At 67.8% G+C, this 23,641-nt stretch carries 12 protein-coding genes and 1 pseudogene; 8 read left to right on the top strand and 5 right to left on the bottom strand.

The window, feature by feature from the left end; all coding sequences use genetic code 11:
* Nucleotides 1–391: 391 nt before the first annotated feature.
* From AB0K05_RS38215 to AB0K05_RS38200, 4 genes and pseudogenes are all read right to left on the bottom strand, one after another.
* Entirely contained in the window at nucleotides 392–6,910 is a 6,519-nt protein-coding gene (locus AB0K05_RS38215; RefSeq protein WP_364235939.1) for a polymorphic toxin-type HINT domain-containing protein, read from the bottom strand.
* 216 nt (nucleotides 6,911–7,126) lie between these two features.
* Nucleotides 7,127–10,492 (bottom strand): LamG-like jellyroll fold domain-containing protein, encoded by a 3,366-nt coding sequence (locus AB0K05_RS38210; protein WP_364235937.1) that lies wholly within the window; start codon nucleotides 10,490–10,492, stop codon nucleotides 7,127–7,129.
* Nucleotides 10,493–10,694: 202 nt separating this feature from the next.
* Nucleotides 10,695–13,523, bottom strand: a complete 2,829-nt coding sequence (locus AB0K05_RS38205) for a BTAD domain-containing putative transcriptional regulator (protein ID WP_364235934.1) — start codon at nucleotides 13,521–13,523, stop codon at nucleotides 10,695–10,697.
* A gap of 440 nt (nucleotides 13,524–13,963) precedes the next feature.
* Nucleotides 13,964–14,182, bottom strand: a pseudogene (locus tag AB0K05_RS38200) (transposase); the annotation flags it as partial.
* 732 nt (nucleotides 14,183–14,914) lie between these two features.
* On the opposite strand from AB0K05_RS38200, the gene AB0K05_RS38195 reads away from it, so the two are divergent.
* Together AB0K05_RS38195 and AB0K05_RS38190 are read left to right on the top strand one after the other, a co-directional pair.
* Nucleotides 14,915–15,592: a hypothetical protein gene (locus AB0K05_RS38195; RefSeq protein WP_364235931.1), complete on the top strand. Its 678-nt coding sequence runs from the start codon at nucleotides 14,915–14,917 to the stop codon at nucleotides 15,590–15,592.
* Nucleotides 15,589–16,431, top strand: coding sequence for a hypothetical protein (locus tag AB0K05_RS38190; protein ID WP_364235928.1), 843 nt, complete (start codon nucleotides 15,589–15,591; stop codon nucleotides 16,429–16,431). Before AB0K05_RS38195 ends, AB0K05_RS38190 begins: the two co-directional genes overlap by 4 nt.
* A 249-nt stretch (nucleotides 16,432–16,680) precedes the next feature.
* On the opposite strand, the gene AB0K05_RS38185 is transcribed toward AB0K05_RS38190, so the two are convergent.
* Nucleotides 16,681–17,109 (bottom strand): transposase, encoded by a 429-nt coding sequence (locus AB0K05_RS38185; protein ID WP_364235926.1) that lies wholly within the window; start codon nucleotides 17,107–17,109, stop codon nucleotides 16,681–16,683.
* A gap of 171 nt (nucleotides 17,110–17,280) precedes the next feature.
* Here AB0K05_RS38185 and AB0K05_RS38180 point away from each other — a divergent pair, with 171 nt between their 5' ends.
* The 6 genes from AB0K05_RS38180 (at nucleotide 17,281) to AB0K05_RS38155 (ending at nucleotide 23,518) form a co-directional block, all read left to right on the top strand.
* Nucleotides 17,281–17,454 (top strand): hypothetical protein, encoded by a 174-nt coding sequence (locus tag AB0K05_RS38180; RefSeq protein ID WP_364235924.1) that lies wholly within the window; start codon nucleotides 17,281–17,283, stop codon nucleotides 17,452–17,454.
* Between the two features lie 90 nt (nucleotides 17,455–17,544).
* The gene (locus AB0K05_RS38175; protein WP_364235921.1) at nucleotides 17,545–19,002 is read left to right on the top strand and encodes a hypothetical protein; all 1,458 of its coding nucleotides are present in this window, start codon (nucleotides 17,545–17,547) and stop codon (nucleotides 19,000–19,002) included.
* On the top strand, nucleotides 19,002–19,445 hold the full coding sequence (locus AB0K05_RS38170; protein ID WP_364235919.1) for a hypothetical protein: 444 nt from the start codon (nucleotides 19,002–19,004) through the stop codon (nucleotides 19,443–19,445). Before AB0K05_RS38175 ends, AB0K05_RS38170 begins: the two co-directional genes overlap by 1 nt.
* 34 nt (nucleotides 19,446–19,479) lie before the next feature.
* On the top strand, nucleotides 19,480–20,928 hold the full coding sequence (locus AB0K05_RS38165) for a hypothetical protein (protein WP_364235916.1): 1,449 nt from the start codon (nucleotides 19,480–19,482) through the stop codon (nucleotides 20,926–20,928).
* Nucleotides 20,925–23,066 carry a hypothetical protein gene (locus AB0K05_RS38160; protein WP_364235914.1) on the top strand — a complete coding sequence of 714 codons (2,142 nt, stop codon included), beginning with the start codon at nucleotides 20,925–20,927 and terminating at the stop codon, nucleotides 23,064–23,066. Before AB0K05_RS38165 ends, AB0K05_RS38160 begins: the two co-directional genes overlap by 4 nt.
* Nucleotides 23,063–23,518 (top strand): hypothetical protein, encoded by a 456-nt coding sequence (locus AB0K05_RS38155; protein ID WP_364235912.1) that lies wholly within the window; start codon nucleotides 23,063–23,065, stop codon nucleotides 23,516–23,518. Before AB0K05_RS38160 ends, AB0K05_RS38155 begins: the two co-directional genes overlap by 4 nt.
* Nucleotides 23,519–23,641: the final 123 nt, after the last annotated feature.

Raw genomic sequence — 23,641 nt, 5'->3', positions numbered from 1 at the left:
CGCGCCTTCACCGGCAACCTCTGGATGCCGCCGGTCGCACTCGAAGCCTGATCAGCACCTATCACCCAGCGTCACAGAACCTTCTGATTGCTTACGGCCGACTTCGCCAAGCTCGGCATGCCGACTTGGCGAGACCGGTCCACCGACGCGCTTCGATCTCTCGGTGGACCCGAGCCGCCGCCGTCCGGGGACGGTGTCTAGACACCGTCCCCGGAGGGGTCGGGCGGAGCTGTCGAATGACTGTCGCAGTCCAGCACTTCCACCTGGTGCAAAGAACATTTGCGGTCGGGTGGATCAGCGAGTGGGACTCCCAGGAATGTTGCGGTACCGAGTATTAGCCCCCGATATTGCTGTCCTGAACATTGCGATTAATCTCCCGTCGAATTGATAATCAAGGTTTCCTGCCTGTCGCGAACCCATAGACCGCGGCAGCGCCTCGGAGGCCCCACTGCACCCAGGTGTTGGGCACCCACGTCGTGAGGGTGTTGGCGGCCTCCTGACTGTGGACCGCCGCGTCGATGCGCTGGGTCGTGAGGAGCCCAGGCGGTCTATCTGGAGTACCTTGGGGCAGCCCGAGCTCGGCACGCAGTTGCGCCGCTGTGGGATTGTGGTATCTGGCCGCTGCCTGACGCTGGGCCCGTTCGACGTTGTAGTTCTGGTTGTTACGGCTTACATTGTCCCGGTGCGTCGGTCCACAATCGCCGGGCGTCCCGTTCGTGTTGTGCACCAGGACATCTGCGTATCCCGCGGTCACATAATATGTGTGCACTCCGTCGACCGTCAGGTTGTGGACGCGTTGCCTCGCTCCCCGTTCGTGCAGGGCGATTATCGGTAGCCTCTTCCCCTGTGATGTAAGTATTGTGTCGCCCACCTCCAGGTCGGTGGCGTCCACCCAGCGGCTTTCGGAGTCCACCCAGAATGGGTGGCCGCCGGTGGCGACCAGGAAGCCGGTCGCGTTCCCACGGGGGCCGTCGGTGTCCACCGTGACCTTCACCAGCTGCTTGTCACCGTCGCCGACGATGGTGGCGGTGACTGTCCGGTTGCTGGTCTCTCCGGTCTCGGGATCGGTGGCAGTCACCTCGTCGCCGGGCTGCACGTCTTCGATCGGAGTATGTGACCCGTCCGCCATCAGCACCGTCGTACCGGGCACGAAGCTGTTCGGGCAGGATGGGCCGCGGGTTCGGACCTTGGGCAGCTTCACTCCGTCAGGCGCCAGGCGTTGCAGGCCGTCGCCCACGCCGCCACCCGCTGGTCCCGCGCGTTTGGCGGAGTTGGCCGCATCCTGGGCCTTCTTCCACTTAGCCAGATCGTCCTGGTACTTCGCTGCTGCGGCTGCTGCCTCGTCGGCCTCGGCCATGACCCGGCGCGCCCATTTCAGCCGGTCGCGCCAGGCGAGGACGGCCTTTGCCGCTTTGTAGGCTCCCTTGAGCGCCTTGCCGAGCTTGAACCAGGGGACCACCCCGGCCACCGCCACCGCGCAGGCGCCGATGTTGCCCTGCAGGCAGTCCCGGACGTCGTTGTAGCCGATGATCTCTTTGATGATCTCGCCGCCGGCCTCGAGGGCCACCTCGGTCCAGGACTTCTTCCTTGTCTTCTCCGCTTCGTCCTGGTCTTTCTTGCTGGGGCCGGCGGGAGGTGGCGGAGGAGGATTGGAACCCCCGCTGGAACCGCCGCCGGAACCGCCGCCGGGCGGCCCATCCTGACACTGGCCCGGGTAATTGCCACACAGGTCCTTCATTCCTGATGGGTCGGTGTAGGTGACGGGGCTGTTGTCGCTGTAGGCGTAGCCGTTCAGGTTCTGAGGGTCGCTCGGCTCCATCAGGGCATCCACCGAGACGAACCGGCCGATCGACGGGTCGTACTCGCGAGCCCCGATATGGGTGAGCCCGGTTGGGTCGTCCACTCCGCCGACGAAACCGCGGTCTGACGGCCAGGAACTCGGCGGGGTACCGCGCGGGTTGCCAAACGGGTCGAAATGCCGCCGGGTGGCCGCCAGTGTGGCGGCGTCGATGGCGAGTTGGCCGGTGCCGTTGTGGTCGGCCACAACCCATGTGAGCTGCTGCGCGTTGGTCCGGACCGCGACCGGTTCGCCGCCGTGCGAGTAGAACCTGATCGCGGTGGTGGCCGTGGCGTTCTTGGCCAGCCGCACCTCCATGCCGGCCACGTAGAGCGTGGTGCCGGCCGGATCGCGACGGATGAGCCGGTTGCCGTCGGCGTCGTAGAGGAAGGTGGTGGCCCCGCTCGCCTCGGTGACCTTGGCCAAGCGACCCTCCGCGTCCCACTCCATGCGCTGCTCGGCGGAGCCCAGCTTGCGCAGGGTCATGTTGCCCGCGGCGTCGTAGGAGTAGGCGTCCAGCCTGCCACCGCCGGGCCCCGTCGTGGTCACCTGCTGGAGCGCGTGCGGGCGGGACTGTCCGGCGTCCGGGTAGGTGTACGTGCTGTTGGTGTCGCCGCCTGCGGCGTGGCGGGTCTCGGTGACACGGTTGCCCGTCTTGTCATAGCTGTAGGACTGCCAGTAGGGCGCCGCCCCGCCGACCACGGCCGCGTTGGGCGCCGACGTGCAGCCGTCGGTGGCCGTCCATGCCTGGCTGAGCCTGCGCAGGTAGTCATAGGTGAAGCACTGCACGTCGGCGGGCGCGTTCGCGGCGGGCGGGGTGTCGGCGATCTTCGTGATGTTCCCGGCCTGATCGTAGGAGTAGGCGACATCGGCCTGGCGTACCTTGTCGGCCGTCTCCCTGTCGGTGATGCGGCGCAACACCCGGCGGGTGCCCTCCTCATAGGTGTAGTCGTGCAGGACCTGCGCGCCCTCCGAGCCCCAGCGCACCTGCAATTGCTCGCCGCGCTTGCTGTAGAGCGTGTCGTTGACGTACATCGCCAGGGTGGACCGGGTCTGCACAGGCAAGCCCAGGTCGGTGTACGTGGTGCGGACGGTCTCCGCCGGCAGGTCGGCGGCCGCCGGGTATTTTACGGAGCGGACTGTGCCGTCCAGGTTGTAGCTCGGTTCGAAGGTGTACGCGCCTGCCAGCGCGCCCTCGGCCGCCGGGATCACCTGAGTCATCGACGTGGGCCGATAGCGCACGTCGTAGGCGTCGATTCTGCTGGTGTAGGCGTAGCCATCGACGTAACGGACAGCCGCAACAGGAAAGCCCTTCACCGAGGTGCCGTCGGACAGCGTGTCGTAGGTCCACTCCGCGATCTTCGGCCCGGTCGCCGAGCCCTCCCGCGTGGCGGTCTTGCGGCCCAACGCATCGTAGGCGAAGGCCAGGGTCCGCCCGCGGGCGTCCGTGCTGGAGGTCGTCTGGCCGAGCACGTCGTAGGTGTAGGTCGTCGTGCCCCGGTCCGGATCTTCTTCCTTCGTCACCCGATTGCGCAGGTCGTAGTGGGTGCGCCAGACGTTGCCCGCCGGGTCGGTAACGCTCGACTCCAGGTCGTTCCTGCTGTAGGCGTACTTGGTGGCGTCGTACTCGCCGGTCGGTGATGCCCCCTTGTACTGCCGCAGCTCGACGGTGCGGCCCTCGGCGTCGAGGATCGCCGTGGTCGGTACCGCCCCGACGGGCGGGTCCGTGTCGACCCTGTCGGGGAAGTGGGTGGTGGTGGTCCGCCACTTCTCCGTGCCCATCACCTTGAACGCCTCGGAGACGGTGCGGCCGAGCCCGTCGTAGCCGTAAACGGTCTGGGCGGGCACGGCGCTGTCGGCCACGCCGAGGATCGTCGTGCCGGGCGGGTCGGGGTTGGTGTACAGATCGTTCTTCTTCGCTACTTGGCCGAGAGTGTTGTAGACGGTGTCGCTGAGCAGGCGGCCGCCCCCGTGTGCGGGGAGTTGCGTCTGGCGGAGCCGCAGCAGGCCGTCGTACAGCTCGTGGCCCTCGGTGAAGGTGCCGTCATCGCGCAGCGTCTTGGTGGTGACGGCGACCGGACCGTTGTTCCGCACCAGGTAGGAGAACTCCCCGTTGGGGCTCTGGTCGGTCGTGCGGCCCGGCAGCCAGACCTTCGCCAGCCGCCCGATCGGGTCGTAGGCCAGTTCGCTGCGGCGACCGTTCGCGTCCTCCTGCGCCGCTACCGCGCCCCACTCGGGCTTCAACCACGTCTTCGTGACGTGGCCGAGCGGATTGGTGGCGGTCGTCTGCGTCACCGGGCCGCCGGTGGCGGGCGTGTAAGCGGTGGTGGACTTGCGATCCTGCGGGTCCTGGCTCTCGGTCACCCGCCCGTAGGTGTCGTAGACGTTGCGAGATATTGGAATGTAAACCGGCTGGCCGTTGGCGTAGGAGTCCAGCTCCTCGACTCTGGTCTGGTCGCCCTTGGTGGGCGCGGCGCCGTGTGTGCCGCCGTCATAGAACATTCGCGCGTCACCGAGCACGTCCCCGGGCCGCTCTGGGGTCGCCGAGCAGGCCACCCCGACGGTCTCGATGCGGCTGGGCAGGTGCAGGATCCACGCTGTGGTGTTGCGGGTATAGGTGTACCTCGTGCACTTGTCGTCGTCGGGGGTGGCGGTGTCACCCAGGTCGTCGATCTGGGAGATCGCGCCGATCGAGTCGTAGGAGCGGCGGGTCTCGGTACGGCGCCACTCGCCCGTGCTGAGCTTGGCGCGGCTGCGGACCTTCGCGGTGTCCAGCCGGTACGCCTGGTCGCCACCGCCGCTCGCGGTCGGACCCGACAGCCACGGATCATTGATGGTGCCCGACTGTTCGGCACCGCCCGGGCCGTCGAGGTAACGGGTCTCGCGCTCGAACCCCTGCAGCCGCCAGTGGTCGTCTACTTCGGTCCCCTCCGAATCGGTGACCCTGACGCTGCGGGTGCCGCTGGGCTGCTTGTCGCCGTGCATGCCACGGAAGAACAGGTGCTCGGTGGCCGTCCGGCGATCGCTGCTCTCGCCCTTGGTGACCACGACCTTCTCGTAGCCTCGCCACTGCGACCAGGTGCGCCGCTCGGCGGGCACCAGCTCTTGGTCGTCGTAGGCCCAGGCGGCCGGGCCCAGGTAGGAGTAGTCGGTGCGCACGATCGGGGAGCCGCCGGTGAGGTCGGCCTCCAACACCTGCACGGCCAGGTACTTGTGGAACCAGTCCAGATAGGGGTCGACCGCTCCTTCAGGTGCCCAGTAAGTGGGGAAGCAGCGCTTGGCGTTCGTGTGCGGCTGCGGTGTCGAACCGCGCACGCACTCCGGCTGGGAGTAGTTGACGGTGAGCCGTCCCCCGGTTTCGTTGTTCACACTGCGGATGCGCCACTTCATCATCGGGGCGATGCCCTCTCGGGCGTCGACCCGGTTCGGCATCTCCACGCCGTCTAAGTCCACGGCCGGCATGCTCTGCGTGCCGCCGACGTGTCCGGCGTGCTGGATCTTCTCCAGCCACAGTGCGGCGCTCATGCCGTCTCCCGGCTTGGGGAAGGTGTGCGTGAGCGTCCAGGAGTCGACGTTTTTATACGCTGTCCCTTCCAGCACCTGGCTGGTGATCTTGGCCAGCCGTTTGCGACTGAAGAACGTGGCCGAGTAGTTCTCGCAGTCCTTGCCCGCGGCGCAGAGCTGGTCGGCAGGCACGTCGGGCCAGTGTGCGGCGTTGGCCTCGGTGAGCTTGGCCGGGGCACAGTCGAACGTCGCGGTCGGCAGGCACCGCTCGGCGACGGTGAAGGTCACACGGGCGGTGGCCGGCGTTGTGTACACCTGGCCGGCGCGCTGTCCGTACTCAAGGCGCTCCAGGTAGCCACCCGCAACGTACGGCGTCTCGTCAGTCTTCTTGATGTTGCGCCCGTAGTGATTGATCTCCTGGACGTAGAAGTAGCTCAGCGTGTTGCCGTGCGTGTCGACGACATGATCGAGGTTCCACCGGTAGGCCTGCTGGCACCAGGAGGCGGCGTAGTCAGAGGCGTGGCAGGGCTCGCCGGAGTCGTCGCCGTACACCGGCATGGTCCACGCCGACTTAGTCTCCTGCTTGCCGCCGGTCCAGCCGGGCAGCCGGTTCAGGCCGAAGAAGTACTGCACGCCTTCGGACGTGGTGATCTTCCAGTGCTCGCCGTCGTTGTCGCCGTTGGCGGTGCCGGTCAGCTTCTGCACCCGCGAACCGTCGTCGTGCTTGGGCCGCCAGGCACCGCTGTCCGAGTCGCGTACCAACTCGGTGGAGCGGCCGCCGAGCATCATGATCGCGTTCTCGCCGGCCCAGCACTGCTCACCGTTCTTCGGCGTGACACCGTCGTCATTGCACGACTTGTACCGGCGCTCGATGAAGCCGCCCGGCGTGAAGTCGAACCCTTCCCCGGCCCAGCCGGGCTGGTTGTTGGTGGACACGGTGCGCCCGTCGACGCTGCCGGCGGAGTAGCTCAGCGCGAGCTGCGGGGTGGGCCCGCCCAGGGACGGCGGCGTGCGCATCGGATAGGACCAGGCGAAGTCCCCGGACTGGGCGCTCACCTGCCACTTGGCGGACGGGGCGAGGGTGCTGGCGGTGAACGACCCGGTGCTGCCCGACGAGGCGGCCATCACGGCGTACAGCCCGCCGGCCGCAGTGGCGGTGACATCGGCGGTGATCGTGGCCTGCTTGGTATCGTTCACCGTCGGCAGCGGCTTGGGTGGCGGGCAGATTGCCGACGTGGCGCCCTCGGACAGGCCACAGGACGGTAACTCGACCAAGTGGAGTCGCGCCGCCCAGTCCCCGCCGTAGGCGTGGCGGAAGCCGGAGTAGTCGAACGTCAGGCTCAGCGGCGCCGCGGCCGTGCCACCGTCGGCCCGGGTCACCCGCAGCGGCACCTGCGCGACGGCCGATACCGGCCGGTCCAGGACCTCCACCTGGACCCGCTCCGGCCCGGCGGCGGCCTTGCTCTGGGCAACCCGCACCGGCAGGCCGGACAGCTGGGCCGTGCTCTGGCTCACCTCGGTGTTCGCGCGGCCGGACCGGGGCCACACCACCTGAGGCGGCTCCTTCATGGCGCTTTGCTCAGCCGGGTCTGGTGGCGCGGTCTGCGCCGCGATTGGCTCACCTTCCACCAGTCGGTCGCTCTGCGGCGTCGGCGGATTCCAGCGGTCGGCGTACGCCGGCGTGGCCAAGCTGGGCAGAACAGCGGTGAGCATGACAAGTGTTGCGGCAAGGGCGATCCGGCGTCGTACGGCGCAACGCATGCGTCCCTCCAGGGCGCTGAGAGCCTACTCGTAGGCCAGGTCGGCGATCTCGTCTTCGGTGAGCACGCCCGAGTAGGCACGCACGTCGTCGATCGTCAGGTATTGGTGCTGCAGGGGGATGTTCCGCGCCTTGCCGATCACGAACTTGCCGCCGACGTACCAAGGGGGGAGGTGGGTCGCCGTGGTCTCCAGGACCCCGTCGACGTAGAGCCGGATCTCTCCGGTGGGGTAGTCGTACGTCACCGCCAGGTGCGTCCAGGTGTCGAAGGCCGGCGGGTCGGGCGCGTCCACCTCGACGCTCGTGCCCCCGGCGGTGCGCATGATCGCGCCCCAGCGGTTCTTGTCACGGTCATACGTGAGGGAGAAGGGCCCGAGCAAGCCGTCGTCCTGGGTCAGCACTATCCAGGTGCCGGAGTCGGTCGGGAGCCGGACCCAGGCGGCGACCGAGAAGCTCCTGTCGACGCGCAGCACGGGGCTGGTGGTGACGTGCCCAGGAGGGTCGGCGGTGCCATAGCGGCCGCCGAATCTGGCCGCGCCGCCCAACCAGCCGTCCGTCCACTGCGGTGCGCCCTGCCAGGTCCCGTGCCGGTTGCGGCCAGAGGAGTCGGCGGCGGCGTTTCCTGAAGCCTCGTCGAACCTCCAATGCCCCTCGGCGATGACAGGCCGGTTGGTGAGCTGGACGATCTCCGAGGGATAGATCAGCCGGTTGTAGACGCGGACGTCGTCCACCTCGCCCCACCACGGGACGTCGGGGTTCTTGCCTCTGCCGATGTTGATGACACCTGTGGCGTTCCACGGACTCGACTGCGTGCTGGTAATGGCCTGCAGGCGCCCGTCCACGTAGAGGCTGATCTGCCGGCTTACGGCGTCGTAGGTGCCCACGAGCTGGGTCCAGTTGTTCATCGCGGGCGGAGCGTCGGAGCGGGCCATGTGATAGGTGACCGCCTCGGCGGTGTCCGCGGAGGCCATGACCATCGCCCACCGGTCGAAGGTCGCGTTGTACATGAGATGGAAGCCGTCGCGATGGTTGCCGTCCACGCTGAGCGCGATCCGGTTGTTGGCCTTGTCGGTCAGCCGTACCCATGCCGCCACGCTGAAGTTGCGGTCGGTGCGGATCAGCCCGGTCTGCTGCGACTGGAACCGGCCGCCCTTGCTCATCCTCACCGCCCCTTTGTCCCTGGCCTTGATCCAGGTCGGTCCGTCGGCGGCGGTCGGGCCAGCGACGCGGGTGGCGTGGTGGCCGTTGCCTGAGGAGTCGTTCGCGATCTCGCCGGCGCTCTCGTCCAGCTTCCAGTGGGCCGCCGGGCCCGCCGCCGGGCGCACGCTGAACTCGTATCGCTTGTATGGGCCGATGTGGCCTGCCTTGTCGCGGCTCCACACGTACAGGGTGTTGAGCAGACTGCGCGAAGGGGTCGCCCGGATCACGGCGCTGCCGTCCGCCGCGGCGATGACGGCCGTCGCGGTGCCGGGGTCGTCGCTGTTGAGGGCGTACAGAAAGGTGTTCACGTCGGTGTCCGACGCGGCGCGGCGGATGGTGAAGGACCCCATGACGCCGACTCCGCCGCCGGGGACGGGGTCGCCGCCCTCGGGCGTCTCCGGAAAGTCCGTCGAGCTCACCGCGGGCACGCCCGCAGGTCTGCTCAGGTCCGCGATCACCTCGCACCAGGGCGACCAGGCGCTGGTGCCGCTGGTGGCGGTGCCGTCCTGAGCACGTACCCGCCAGGAGACGCGTGCGCCGTCGATGATCGCCCCGGCGGGGACAGGCGCGGTCACCGGCGTGCCAGAGGCGACGTAGGTGGTGATCCGCTCGCCGATTTTCGCGCCGCCGGTGCGGTGCCATTCGAAGTGGGCGCGCACGGTCTGTCCGTTGGCGCCGTCGGGGTCGCTCACTCGGGCGCGCAAGGTCGGCGTCAGCGTGGTGATGTACGGCGCGGCGGCCCCGGTGGCGCACGGCACCCCCGCGCTGACGCCGACGACGGCCGACCGCTGGTCGGGCACGTTCGGCGTGGTGTTGTAGGTGATCTCCAGTACGGGATTGTTGCGGAACTTCTTCCACCCGAACGTGTCCGCTTCGTTGGTGGCGCGCAGTCCTAGGGTGAGGTTGGACCACTTACGGCCCGCCGCCTCGACTACGGCCGACGTGGCGTCGAAGTCGACGCCGCCGTCGTTGCAGCTGGAACTGTACCCCTTGGCCACGTTCACCGTGGCGACCCGAGCGACCCAGGACGGCTGGTTGTTCCAGGTGGTTCCAGTGCCGATCGAGCCGGTGCGCCACAGCTCCACCGGTCGCGCCGAGCACGACCAGGAGTGCACCTCGAAGGTACGGAGCGTCGCCCTGATGATGTGCTTGCCGTTGACCGGCGCGGTGTTCATCCGAAAGAAGGACCGGTAGGTGTCCCTGGTTGGGCCGGTGGGCACGTTGGGGTCGTCGTAGTAGCCGACCCGGGCCACGTCGCCGCTGCCGTAGTACTTGGTGCCGGCGAAGTGCTTGGAGACGAAGGCGAAGGCGGATCGGCCGGCCGCGTGCATGGGCGGGTCGATGTACACCGGAAAGGTCAGGCCGGGCGCGCCCAGGAAGTCCTGGTCTAGGCTGAGCACGAGGGCGCTCCCCTCCATCCGCGCCCCCACCGCGGCGGTCGCGTCCCCGGTTCGCGGCCCGATCAGGCGGTCGCCGATCTCGGTGGCCGAGCCCGATGAGTCCCACATCTGCGGCGCGTTGCCATGCATCGCGACATCGCCGCTCTCGTCGAGTACGGTGATGTTCCCCACCTTGTCGATCTGCAGCGTGCCGCCCGTGACCTGAGTACCTAAGCGGACCTCGGCAAGGTCCGGTACTGGTTGCCGCAACACGAGTACCTGAGAGAAGCCGTCGGGTCCTGCGGTGAGCTTCAGGTCCACGCCGGGCAGCACGTCGGCGTAAGTCGCGGTCGCGCCGCTCAGCGTGGGCGCGGGCAGCGGCACCGGCCACGTGTACGCGACCGACACGCCGTCCTTGGTGGCCCGTACCAGCGGCCCGGAGCCGCCCCCGGAGAAGGCCATGTCGAGGTCGGCGGCGGCGGGCGCCACCGTGCCGCCGGCCTGCGGCTCCAGCGCTGGGTCGATGTCCACCCAGGACGAGCCCTTCAGCGCGAACATCGGCAGAGCCGAGGCGACCATGCGCTGGTTGCCGTCCGGCTCGGCGAAGACCTGCGTCGTGGAGGTCCGCCTCGACATGATCTCCACCGGCTGCCCGAGCTCTCTGGCCCGTTGCATCGCGGATGACTCGTCGTCGGGCGGCGCCACGCCCCCGACCGCCGCCGCCCGGCCTCCCCCACGGGTCTCCCCCGCTGCCGGAAGGCCCACGACGAGCCCCACGATCAGCGCAATGACCATGAACACCACTCGGAGCATCCTGTCCACCCCTGACCAGCCCATTTGTCCCGGCCTGCAAACCTAGGAAGATCCGGTCACACGCCGGTATGTCGTAGCGGACCCCGTGGTTGTCCAGCCAGGGCTGATCGGCTGGCCAATCCGGTGTTCGCTCGTTGAGGTGTGCATCGACGATGCTGACAAGTCGGTCTCACCGGGAACTGACCGGGAACTGACCGGGCTTTCACTCGGCGGCGGCGGCGCGCTCGCTCTGCTGCAGCAGAGTCTCGGCCTGTAGCCGTTCGGCTGCCGCGGCCTCGACATCGCCCATGTCCTGGTGAAGGGCGGCCAAGGCGTGGAGCATGTCCGCCTGCCACAGCGGCGCGCGCATGTCCCGGCCCACCGACAGGGCCTCGGTCAGGCAGGCCAGAGCCGCGTCGAAGGCGGCGCGACGGCGGTGCAGTTCGCCCAGGGCCAGCAGGACGTGTACCTTGTTGCGCCGCTCATCCAATTCGGTGCTCAGGGTCAGTGCGCGGCGCAGCAGCGGCTCAGCCTCCAGAAGACGGTCGTGACGTAGCCGAATCAGCCCGAGGCCGTAGAGCGCGTATGCCTGCAGATGAGGAGCGTCGTGCTGGTCGGCGTAGCAGCGAATCTGACTCAAGTCGGCTTCGGCCCGGTGGAAATCGCCTACGGCCAGCCGGGCCTGCGCGACGAACCACAGGGCTCGGGCCTGCGGGTGCGGGCCGAGCCCAGGACTGACGTGAGCCACCGCATGCGCCCGCTCCATGGCCGTCAATGCCCGGTCCGGGCGGCCGAGCTGGAGGTGCAGCTCGCCGATGCAGGCCAGTACCAGGAACTCACCACCCCGGTCCCCGGCCTCTCGCACAACGGCCAGCGCTTTCTCAATCCGGGACAGGACTCCATCGAAGGTTCCGCGCATGTAATCGATCCATGCGCCGATCACCGTGGCCAGGGCCAGCCCGCGTCGCTCGCCGAGCCGCTCGAACAGCTCCGTGGCTGTGGCGACCTCGGCCACGGCGCTGTCGTAGCGGTGCTGGTGGATGTCCACCAGTGCGGCCGCCGTGCTCATGACCGCCACACCGGTGTCATCACCGGCCTGCCGGGCCGCCGCCAGAGCCAGGGCGTGCACCTGCCGCCACTCGTCGTAGCGGCCTCTGGCCTCGAAGAGGTGCAGCGCCGAACCGGCCAGATCCCAGCACAGCTCGCTCGCGCCGGTCCGCGCGGCCTGCCCCACCGCCGCCACGATGTTGACCCACTCGGCGTCACACCAGCCCAAGGGGTCGGTCATCAGGTGCTCGACGCCCTCCTGAGGCCGCCAGCGGGCGGTGCCGCCGTGCAACACCAGGAAATCCCCGCCCCACAGCCCGTCGTTGGCGTACTCGGTCAATGCCAGCCAGCCGCCTAGAGCTCGCGCCAAGGCCGAGTCCCGGCTCGTCGGCGTCTCCTCTGCCTCTGCACGCTCCCGGGCGAAGGCCCGCACCAGGTCGTGTGGACGGTAGCGGATCTGGTCGCCTGCCAGTGGCCGTACCGCCTCCAGCAGGTGCGCATCGGCCAGGCGCTCCATCAGCTCCTCGGCGTCGGCAAGCGGGCTGTCCAGGAGCGCGGCGCCGACCCAGGCCGCGACATCATCCATCTCCAGCAGGCCGAGCAGGCGCAACAGGCGACGCGCGGGCTCATCGAGCGAGCGGTAGCCGACGGCCAAGACGGCGCGGACCTCCATCGCTCCCAGGGTCAGGTGATCGAGCGGCCGGCCCGCGCGTTCGAACTGGTCAGTCAGGCGCGTCACCGTCCAGTGCGGGCGTGCCGCCAGCCGTGCCCCGGCGATCCGCAGCGCCAACGGCAGGTGACCGCAGGCTTCGATGAGCCGCCGCACAGGTTCGGGCTCGGCCTCCGTACGGGCGTCGCCGATCAGGCGCTTGAGCAGCGCGACAGCCTCAGATGGCGGCATGACGGGCAACCGGATGCAGGTCATGCCGTACAGCGCCGCCAGATCGGTCCGGCTGGTCAGTATGGCCGCGCAAGAAGGGCCGGTGGGCAGCAGCGACTGGATCTGCCCGGCATCGGCGACGTTGTCCAGCACAATCAGCACCCGGCGTCCGGCCAACCGCGCGCGCAGCAACTCGGCACGCTCCTGCTGGCCGTCAGGGATCGCATTCGGCTGCTCGCCCAGGACCCGCAGCCAACGTCCCAGCACCTGGGCCACCTCGGCAGGGCGGCCGTCGGGCCCGTTCACATCGGCGAACAGCTGCCCGTCCGGAAATCGGCTGCGAAGCAGGTGACCCGCCCGGACGGCCAGGGCGGTCTTGCCGACCCCCGGCATGCCGCAGATCGCCACCGTGGACGTGATGTCCGCCTCGGCCGATAACACCGTGGTGATGCGGTCCAGCTCTGCTTGGCGCCCGGTGAAGTCGGGCAGGTCGTACGGCAGTAGGCAGACAGGCGGCAGTGGCGGGCCGGGCACCGGCAGATCGCCGCCGAGCAGCGCCACATGCGCCCGGCGTAGCCCCGGGCCCGGGTCCACGCCGAGTTCGTCGGCCAGATGACGCCGGATCAGTTCGTAATGCCGTAGCCCTTCGGCGCGACGGCCGGCATGCCCGAGCAGGGTGATCAGCTGACTATGGATGGTCTCGTCGTAGGGGAGCGCCTTGGCCAGGCGCTCCAGATGGTCGATGGCGTCGGCGGCGCGTCCGCAGCGGACGGCAGCCTCCGCCAACTCTCGCGCACTATCGATTCTGGTCTGCTGCAGTTCCGCGGCCGCAGGCAGGACGTGAGGCCACTCCAGATCCTCGGCCAGCACCGGACCACGCCACAAGTCCAGCGCCACGAACAGCAGATCCGTCCTGCGGCCCGGATCCCGCTCCTCTCGCGCGCTAGCGACGGCGATGCGGAAACGGGACGCGTCCACCTGCTCTGGCGGCACCTCGATGCGGTAGCCGCCACCTTCCCGTACGACGCCGATGCCGGTCAGCCTCAGCCACTCCCGCAGCCGGTACACCGCGCTGTGCAGCGCCGCCGGCTCGCATCCTGCCGGTCCCCACACGAACTCGATCAACCGCGCTCGATCTACCAACCGGCCCGGGGTGAGCAACAGCGCGCCCAACAGCCGACGCACGGCCGGCTGGGACACCGCGCGCTCCCGGCCGCCCACCCACACTCGCAACGAGCCGAGCACCTCGAAGGAGGGCAGGGAACTCCCGACACAAGCCACATCATTAAGAGATCGCCGTGAACCTCCTGATACACCGCAGGTGGATGGATCGGCGCCTGTCTGATAGAGGGGGCACCATCGCCTCCTGGCCGTGCGCGAGCACGGCCCGTGAGCAAGGAACTCGGGATCATGGCCCACGGACCCACCACCCGCAAGCTCCCGACCGCCTGACCGAACTGCTGGTGATGTGGAACCACAACCGGCCTGCCCGGCTGCGCATCACCGCTCACCCGCCGCCGCCCGCGCCATCTGCTGCCGGCTTCCGGATCGAACGGTCCGATACCCTCGTTCAGCCGCCGCCAGCACGTCATGCCCGAGCCGTAGCCGAGTTCCTGCGGCAGGTGCTCCCAAGCTATCCCGGTGTGCAGGACGAACAAGATGCCCTGCAGCGCCAGCCGGTCATCCAGCCGCTTACGTCCCGGATGTCGGAACCGGCGCTGACGCTGCGGCAGAAGCGGCTCGATCGCCGCCCACAGTTCGTCGCTGACCTCCCACGGCTTCAGCTTGGCCACCCGTGCCCCTCTCACCTGGCTACAGCGAGAGATCAAAGCACAACAAAGATCATTCTGTTAGGCGCTCTTAAGTCGCTGGGGTATCGCTTGCGCTCGCTCACCCGGCCATCCCAGCACAACCGGGCTCGCCGACCGGTGGTAACGCCACACATCCAGCCGATCACACTGCGACATCGCGGCCATCAACTCGCGAACCGCCCTCTGACAGCGTGGGCAGGGCTGGACGTCCGTCGCATGTGCCAATGCGACTTCCTTGGCCCGCGTCGGCCGGCCTGCTCCAGCCGCCTGCGGGGGGCGGCCGCCAGCTCGGCAGTCAGCCTGAGCTGGACCTGCAGGCGGTCGGGCTGGCTGACCTCGCCAGCGCGGACGACCCCGCCCGCGCCCTGGCTGACCTGGCCGCCGTCGGCCTGCCGGCAGACCTGCGCACCGCCATCGACGGCACCCGGAGCCGTTGTCGGCTCAGGTCAACCGTCGCGGGCCGCAAAGGAATATGGGCAGCTTCTTTGCAATCTCAGGCTGAAATACGTAGCAGCTAATGACAACATCATTCGATGAATTAATGGTTAAACAGAGTGGCGAAAAAGCCTGGCCAAGACCGGAATGGCTTCTCGGCGTCAGGGGTAGCAGTTCAGATGTCTACCAGACCTCAATTCTCCTTGGCGATGCCCCGAAAGGGAAACCATGCCAGGGGACGAATCGGCACCCCAACCGAAAAGGACAGCCATGCCTGGCGAAGAGAGACGCTATCCTGAGCCGCTGCCGCCACCTGGCCTATTCAGCGCCGAGATCCCCAACCTGGGACCCGTCATCGACCCCCCCTTCGTCGATGTTCCGGACTTCAGCCAATACCTGACCCCGGCGGACGCCACACCCGTGGACTTCGAGCCACTCGAGCCCAGGATCACCGACGAGAGCCGCCGGCAGGCGGTGGACTGGGCCCTCGCCTCCGACAGGGTCACCCGAAAGCTGGAAGGCAAGCGCTACGAGGTCCTGGAGGTGGGAACGCGTTCGCTGGATCGCCAGACCGACTATCCCTTGGTGATCATCTATAACTACACCGACGACGTCGTTGTGGAAGCCATGATCGACCCGATCCGCAGAGCGGTGCTCGAGGTGGACGAGAAGTGCTACCAACCACCGCTGACCGCCTCCGAACACAGTGAAGCGCTGGAAATGGTCCGCGACGACGACCGGCTGTCCGAGGCCGGCATCGACGTCGCCACCGGAGTGGGCCTGATCGTCGAGGACGTGAACCTCCGAAGCCCACGCCACGGGCACCGACTCGTGGACCTGCGCTTTGGTCCCGCGGACCGGTACCTGCCCACCGCCTTTGCCATCGTCGACCTCAGCGACCGGGAAATCGTCAGGACCGGCCTCGTGCCGCAGGAGGGGTCATCATGAGCGTTTCCGGCCGGGTGAGCTGGCCTCCTGAGGCTCCTGTGTGGACGTTTCTGTGGGAGCTCGTAGACGGCGACACCGAGGCCATCGCCTTTCGGGATGTGTATTTCCTGGGCAGGAAAGTCTTCCATAAGGCGAGCCTGCCGATGATCCGCGTCCGCTACGACTCCGGCGCCGGCCCTTACAAGGATCAGTTGAGCATCGGGAACATGCAGGGGCCGGTCAAGGTATTCGAGCACAATCAGTCGGGCTTTCGCCACTTGGTGGTGGAGAGCTACCACACAATCGGCCGTTACCACCTCGTCAACCGATGGTTCTTCCGCTACGACGGGCTCATCTTGCCGCAACTTCACAGCGCGGGCCTGCAGCATCCGTCCACCCACCAGCACCATGTCTATTGGCGGTTCGACTTCGACGTCGGCGGAGCATCCAACAACCTGGCGCTGGAATACACTCCGGGCGATAGCACGAATTGGGGTTACGGCATCGGCTGGAGACCGATCACGGGTGAAGAGGCCTTCTGGTTCTCGAACAAGCGCTGGGCGGTGATCAACAAGCAGTTCCCCAACGTCGGGTACTTCATCAACCGTGGAGAATTCGACGGCCAGGCTGACTCTTTCTCCCAGATTGAGGGGGCGGCGGTTCTCTACCGCGGAACCGAAGACTTGAGGGGACGCCTGGGATCGCCCATCGATGATGGAATCTATCAGCATGTCACCGGCGAAAACATCGATGGGAAGGATGTGGTGTTCTGGTATGTCGCGCACCTGAACCATCATTACCACGGCCCCGAGTTCGAGTGGCACGTGTGCGGACCGCTTCTCTGGCCGCATCGCTACTAGATCCTTTGGTGTCCTGCGTCAGAAATTCGTCGACTAATAAGGCAACTCGGTAGGGCGTTTTTGGCAGAAGGCGTGGATGTAGTTCCTTCGTGACCACCACGGACGATATCCGGCGTTGGGCCACGGCGGTGCTTGAGGTCGAAGAGATCAGCCACCACCGTTTCCGCGCCCCCGTCTTCAGGGTCCGGGGCCGGACCTTGCTCGGCATGGCGGCTGTATTCCGTTGCGGCACACGGTTTAGACCGTGTCCTATGTGGTGAGCCGGATGAACCTCTTGTAGCAGCACAGTGCGGCGGCCAGGCCGAGAAAGGCCAGGTAGTTGCCGGAGTAGCGTTCGTAGCGGATGGTGAGTCGTCGATAGCCGGTCAGCCAGGACATGGTTCGCTCGATCACCCAGCGATGTCGGCCTAATCGCTGGCTGGACTCGACTCCCTTGCGGGCGATACGAACCGCGATGCGCTTGCCGCGCAGCCACCGACGCAGGTCATCGCGGTCATACGCCTTGTCCGCGTGGAGCTTTCCGGGCTTGATGTGCTGGCCGTGGCGAGGGTCGCGTCTCGTTTGGAGCTCGGTCTCAATGGGCTTGAGGCCCTCGCTGTCGTGGGTGTTACGAGATGAGACACCGACCACGACGGGCAGTCCGGACCGGTCGGATTGCGTTCCCGGCTGCGGGAACATCGTCCGCACCGACCGGCACGCCGCCGGGCTGCGCGCCCGCGCCGACGTTCTTGACAAGCGAGCTGCGCATGCGCCTCAGCCGGTCGGCGACCGGCTCCTGGCTCGCGCCGCCAAACTGCGCGGCCTGGCCGACGACCATGACCGCACCCGGATCACTCTGGAGACGACGACGTGAGCCCCGCCTTCGACGAGCGTGAGCGCATCCGCGCCGCCATGGACCGCATCCTGGCCGGCGCCCCTGAGAACTCCACTGGCGCGCTGACGATCACCGCGTGGCAGGAGGCCGATGTCCCCAGGAACGCGCTCACGCAGCGCTTCTCAGGGCGGTTCAGTTCTGTCTCTTGACTGCGTCTAGCCTCCGCCATGTGCCCGACGCGCCTGTGATGGTTTCCGGTACCTCTTCTGCCAGCACTGTCTCAGACAGGGGAGCGTACGGTGCAGGTGTTCTACGTGAACGCGAAGCTGGCCAGGCGCCACATCGATCATCCGGCGATCTCCGGTGATGAGGTAGCCGGGCTGCTGGACGAGCGGGCGATCGCCGACGGTACGCCGGTGTACCTGGACGATGAGACGATGATGCCTCTGGAGCCGTTGTGCTCCTGGGGCCGGAAACTGTCGGGTGCGGAGCTCGCCGAGGGCACGCTAAAGGACTACGGCCGGATGGTCGCGCGGTTGGCGGACTTCCAGTCCGAGCGCGGCCGTGACCTTCTGTCGGCGACCGAGTCTGATCTTCAGGCGTACAAGAAGGTACGGACCGAGCTGCAGGAGCGGCCGGTCGGCGACCGGACGTGGCACAAAGAAGCCCAGCTCATCGACCAGTTCTACAGCCATCTGGTGGAACGCGGTGTGCTGCGGAGCCGGCCGCGGCGGATGGTCGTACGCGGTCGGCGGCTGAAGCAAAAGATGGACATCCGGCACCTGACGTTCGGCCAGTACCGGTACTTCCGCGACGTGGGCCTGGGCGGTCAACTGCCGGACTCGTCGGTGAACCGGTCGTTTCGCGGATGGGCGCCGCACCGCAACCGGGCCGCCGCGGATCTGGCGCTGAGCACAGGCATGCGCTGGCGGGAGTGGGCCACCGTGCTGCTGCCCGAGTTGGGCGTCGGGGCGGGGTATCGCGTCGACGAGGTGACCTTCACCGTCCAGGCCTGCGCGAAGTACGGCAAGGCCCGCACGATCTACGTGCCGCAGGACGCCATGCGCTCCCTGGAGCCCTACCTGATGATCGAACGGCCCGAACTGGCGGCGCGATCAGCGCGGAGCCTGGCGAAGCGGCACCGGGAGCTGTTCGTCGTCTCCCGGATCAACCACGAGTCCGGCGTGGTGCACGGCACGCTCGACGGGGTCCGGCGGGAGTTCGTGATGTCGGCGATGGAGCACTGGCTGCGGCGGATCACTGTCCGTGAGACGGACGCCGGGCTGGAGGCGCTGGCGGTGTTCATCTGCCGGGGCGGGTTGTTGCCCGAGGCGGACTCGTGGAAGCGTTACCGGCACGGGGCCTGGCGCCGCATGGTCGCCCTGCAGGACGAGAGCACGCCGTCGCTGCCCATCAAGAGGTGGCGATGGCACGACATGCGCCACACTTACGCCCTCCAGCTCCTGAGCTACCTGGAACGGCAGATGGACGGCGACGAGCCGGACGCGGCCGCGCGCCGCCGCCGGCACCGCTCCTACCTGTCCGGTCACATCCGGCTGAACCCGCTGCTGATCGTCAGCCGCCGCTTGGGCCACTCCAGTCCGGCCACCACGTTCGAGTACTTGGAGTACACCGACGACCAGCTCTACGACTTCGACGAGGCCTTCCGCGGCTGGGTCGGCGAGGTGGGCAGCGAGGCGAGCTACGCGAAGATTGCCGCCCATGCGTTCGGCCTGGAGCAGCGGGGGCAGGACTGATGCCCCGCAGAGGAGCCTTCACTCGCGACTTCCCGGCCATTGAGCCGGAGCCGGTCGTCCTGGCCGGCACGACCGGCGCGCGGGTCGTGCACGCGACCGGCACCAGAAAGAGCACCGTCAGCACGTCGCGGCTGGATCCGTCCCGCTACCAATCCTCGCGTCTGGCTGGAGAGTTGGCGGACGAGTGGGTCGAATACATGGCCGCAGCCGAGCTTTCGCCGGGAACGGTGCGGGCCTATCAGCAGGCGATCGACCTGCTGTGTGTGTCGGTGGACGCCGAGTTGGGCAGGGACGCGCCGAATGCGTCGCTGGCCGTTGATCAGCCTGACCTGGTCAGAGCGGCAGCGGCGTGGGAGCGCACGTTGCCGTCGGGCTTCCCCCTCTGCTTCGACTCGTCCGGCGCTCTTGGCGGGGGCGATCCGGCTGCTGATCCGCAGACGTAGCGAGCACCCGGGCCGCCCCGTAACAACGCGCCTCGTGGCGTTCGCGCAAGCCAGCACCGGAGTGCCGCAGGGAGAAAGCAGCGAACTGGACGAGTTCCCACGCAAGGACAAGCTGACCATGGTCCGAGCTGCTTGGGCGGCGGTGGTCGCTCTGGAGAAGCGCTTGGCCGCCGGGTGGGACACGGCAGCGCAGGGCCGACACCCCGACAACGGCTGCTGGATGTCGGTGGCTGACCTGCTCTGGGGACTCGCCCACGCGGCCATCACGCCCCGCGACATCAATAGGCACCTGCCCGTCGTGCGGTTGTGGCCGGCCGAGCTGGTCGACCACGTCGCACGACCGGATGGGACACTGCCCCACTTCGCCAAGCAGGCCCTGAACCGTCGGCTCGTCGGCCAGCTCTGGCCGACCTCGCTGGACCTGCACGCTTTCCGGATCTTGCTGATGGACGCCACCGGTCACGCTCCGGAGGAAGTCAGCGCCCTGCGTGAGAACGACGTGGAGTTCGTGCCCGGCGGGGTCCGGCTCACGCTCGTCAAGTTGCGTGCCAGGCGCCGCTCTCACCGCTCGTTCAGGGACACCAGCCCCTCCGAGGTCGCCGACGTGGGCGAGGCGGAGGAGTTCAGGGACCGGCCCCGCCGTGAGCCTGGCGTCATTGTCCGGCGCTTGATGGCCGTCACCGAGAACGCGCGGCTGCGAGCCGCCGATCCGGAGGGAAAGCTGTTCTCGCGTGCCTGCATGGAGAACGACCTCACGTTGCGGTTCAGCGAGTGGAACCCAGAATCACCGCGGGCACGGTTCGGCGAGTGGCTCCGCCAGAACCAGATCACGGTTAGCGGTGATCCCGACATCCGGCGGCTGCGCAAGTCGACCAAGGTCGAGAAGGTCGTCGCAGCCCGCGGTCACATCGCCGACGCCGCCGATGACCACTACGAGGAGACCTTCAGGGGCCACTACGCGCAGGGCACGACCCTGCGGGTGATCTCAGGCGAGGTGATCAACGCGGCCCAGGACCACTGGTTTCAGCAGGCGCTGGACGGGCCGACCATGCTGACCGCGCAAGCCGCCGAGGACACCACGACACTGCAGGCCCTTGGCCTGACCGAACAGCAGGCCGACAAACTGATCCAAGGAGAACTGGACATGGGGATCACCCATTGCAAGGACCCCTACGACTCGCCCTTCAGCCCGGCTGGCGAGTTGTGCTCCGTCGCCCCGCTGCGCTGCCTGGAATGCCGCAACGCCTGGGTCCTGCCTAGCCAGTTGCCCCAGTTGCTGCTGTTCAGGGACCACCTGGACCGGGTGCGGCAGCGCCTGACCCCGGTGCAGTTCACCGGCTTGTGGGGGCAGTCCTACGCCAACCTGCGAGCGGTCCTGGACGACCGGTCGGACGAGGAGATCACCCTGGCCCGCAAGCACATCGCCGAGGCCGGTATCAGGGTGAGCCTGCCGCTGAACGCGCATGTGGAGTTCGACACGTGACGGCCACCGTTGCCAGCTCGAAGCCGGTGTCGATCTTCGGCGATGGCGAGCCGGTCATCCAAAGCCATGCCCTGCTACCTGCCGCCCGGCAAAGCGACGCCCGCGTTCCGCTCTTCGGCGACACCGATGTGTGGGACTTCAACGGCGTCCTCCGCCGCAACGCCAACCTCTCCGCGGGAGAGTGGAGAGTCACATTCAGCAAGAATCTGGCTATGCCGGGGTGGAACTGGACTGCCCGAGAGATGGCCATGATCATGGCGAATCCTCGGCATGAGGCCGTCATCGACGCTGGCGTGCACCTGGCGCCGGAGCCCTGTGACGGCGGAACGATCATCCAAACCATCTCGCGCCTTCGGCGGCTGGCTGAGTTCGGAGGCTGCGTCGGTCTGCCCGATTGGCTGAGCGCCTGGCGTGCAAGTGATCTGCGCCGCTACGTTCGGTGGCTGCACGAGGAGAAGAGGATCCGGGCCAGCACGATGACCGGTCACATCGCGCTGATCAAGCGGCTGCATGAGATCGGGCCCGCACTGTCCTGTGGTGGGGTGCTGGAGGATCCTTGGCGGGGGATGAGCGCGCGCAAGGCCGCCAAGTACGCCGTCTCGGATGAACTGTCGACGCCGGTCGTGCCGCCGGAGGTCTGGTTCCCCCTGGTCCGCGCGGCCTGGGTTTACGTGCATACCTTCGCCCCGGACGTTCTGCGGGCATCGCGTCGTTACGACGAACTACGAGCGAGCGCCATCGATGTGAAGGATCTCAACCGGAACCGGGTGGATGAGCGCCTGGATGCATGGCTTGCCGACCCTGCCAACCGCATTCCTGTCCACATACCAATCGCCCCAGCACGGTTCGGTCAACCATATGAGGGCGTCAACTGGAACCTTCTCGCCCTGTTCGTCGGCTTCAAGGTCTCCAACAAGCTTCTCGGCTCTCACCACCAGTCCGGTCGGAATCGCCGCGCGAGGGTGCTGTGGGCTCTTGAGTCCGGCCGTCCGACCACGAACGGGCTCATCGATGACCTCGCCGAGGTGACCCACCCGGACGGGACAACCGGGCCGTGGCACCCAGGGCTTGACCCACGAGCGATGACACGCATGCTGTTCACGACCAGAGACGCGGCATTCTGCCTGGTCGTCGCGCTGTCCATGATGCGTGACAGCGAGATCCACGAGATCCGGCGCGGCTCAGTGGTCGAGCACTACAACGCGCCGGCGATCGCCTCCACCCTGGACAAGGGACATCGGGGTCGCCCTGGTAAGCATTGGTGGATCACCGAACCCGTCGCCGAAGCGATCGCCGTCGCGGAAGCGGTCTCCATCCATGCCGAACAGGTCTTCGCCCCGCTGAAACGACCGGAGACCGTCGCTCACGGCGACCAGATGCTCGACGGCTTCATGGCCGCCGTCAACGCTGGCCGACCTTGGACCGGGCTGGCGGAGATCCCGGCAAGTCGCGTCCGCCCGCACATGTTCCGCAAGACCATGGCCATGCTCACCGACCAGTTCCCCGGCTCGGAGATCGCACTCGGCATGCAGTTGAAGCACGTCGCCAAACGCGCGCTGGCCAACCGCTCCACCCTCGGCTACGCCGCCGCCGACGTCGCGTGGGCCGGACTGCTGGACCAAGCCCTCGACGCCGCCCGGTTCCGACGGCTGAAGGAGCTGTTCGGCCTGCACAAAGACGGCAAGCCGATCGGCTTCGGCCCCGGCGCTGACCGGGTCAAGGACGCCTTCGACGACATCATCGCGACCGTTCAGGCCCGCGGCGGCGACGCCCGCGGCGGCGACGCCCGCGTCGAGGAAGACCTGCTCAGAAGGGCGCACATCACCATCCGGTTCGGCGTGCTCAACAACTGCCTGTTCGACGAGAACAACCCGGCCGGCGCCGTCTGCATCGAGAACGCCGTCATCCCCGCCGGTCACACCGGGCCGGTGCACGACCGGTGCCGTCCGGACCGGTGCCGCAACAGCATGATCGGCATCGAACACGTCCCCCTGCACGACTCCCACCGCCGCACCCAGCTCAAACTGCTAGAGGTCCGGGGCCTGCCCGCGCCACGCAGGGCTCTCATCCACCGGGAGATCGACCGCGTCGACGCCGTCCTCGAACAGGTCCGCAAGAGCGAGGAGCAGGAAGCGTGACCGGGCCGGCCGACCGCACCCTCACCGACGACGGCGTCACCGCCCAGACCGCCGACGCCCTCCGCGCGGCGATGAAGCGACTGTTCGCCGGCCAGTCGCAGCGCACCGACGGGCGGTTGACCAAGCAGAACCTGTGGCAGGAAGCCGGCGTCAGCCGCGCCACGATGAACCGCGCCCAGACAATCCTGGCCGAATGGGACGCCCACGTCGCCGAGCACGGCACCGTCACCCGCGGGGAGGCCCGCCGCGACGACGAGATCGCCGACCTGAAACGGAAACTGGCCGACAAGACCCGCGAATGCGGCACCCTGCAGCGCCGCCTCGACGCGGCCGCCACCGCTATCGCTGCCCTTCACCACGACAACACGCTGCTGCGGGAGGACCTGACGGCCAAGGGCGGGACGGTCATCCCGCTGCACCGGCCTCTCAGCCACGAATATGACCAGCGATGAGCGCCTCGGATTTCTTGCCGGGCTCAAGCTGACGTGAAAAGCGCGAGCACGAAATTATCAACAGAGCCGTCCTCGCCATGATCAACAGAGCAGGATAAGGGGGTGAGTAGATCGCCTGCCCGC

The sequence above is a fragment of the Nonomuraea sp. NPDC049486 genome (assembly GCF_040676925.1).
In the GTDB taxonomy this organism is placed as follows: Bacteria; Actinomycetota; Actinomycetes; order Streptosporangiales; family Streptosporangiaceae; genus Nonomuraea; species Nonomuraea ferruginea.
The sequence above is the reverse complement of the archived record's forward strand: the minus strand, read 5'-3'. Positions and strand labels throughout refer to the sequence as shown.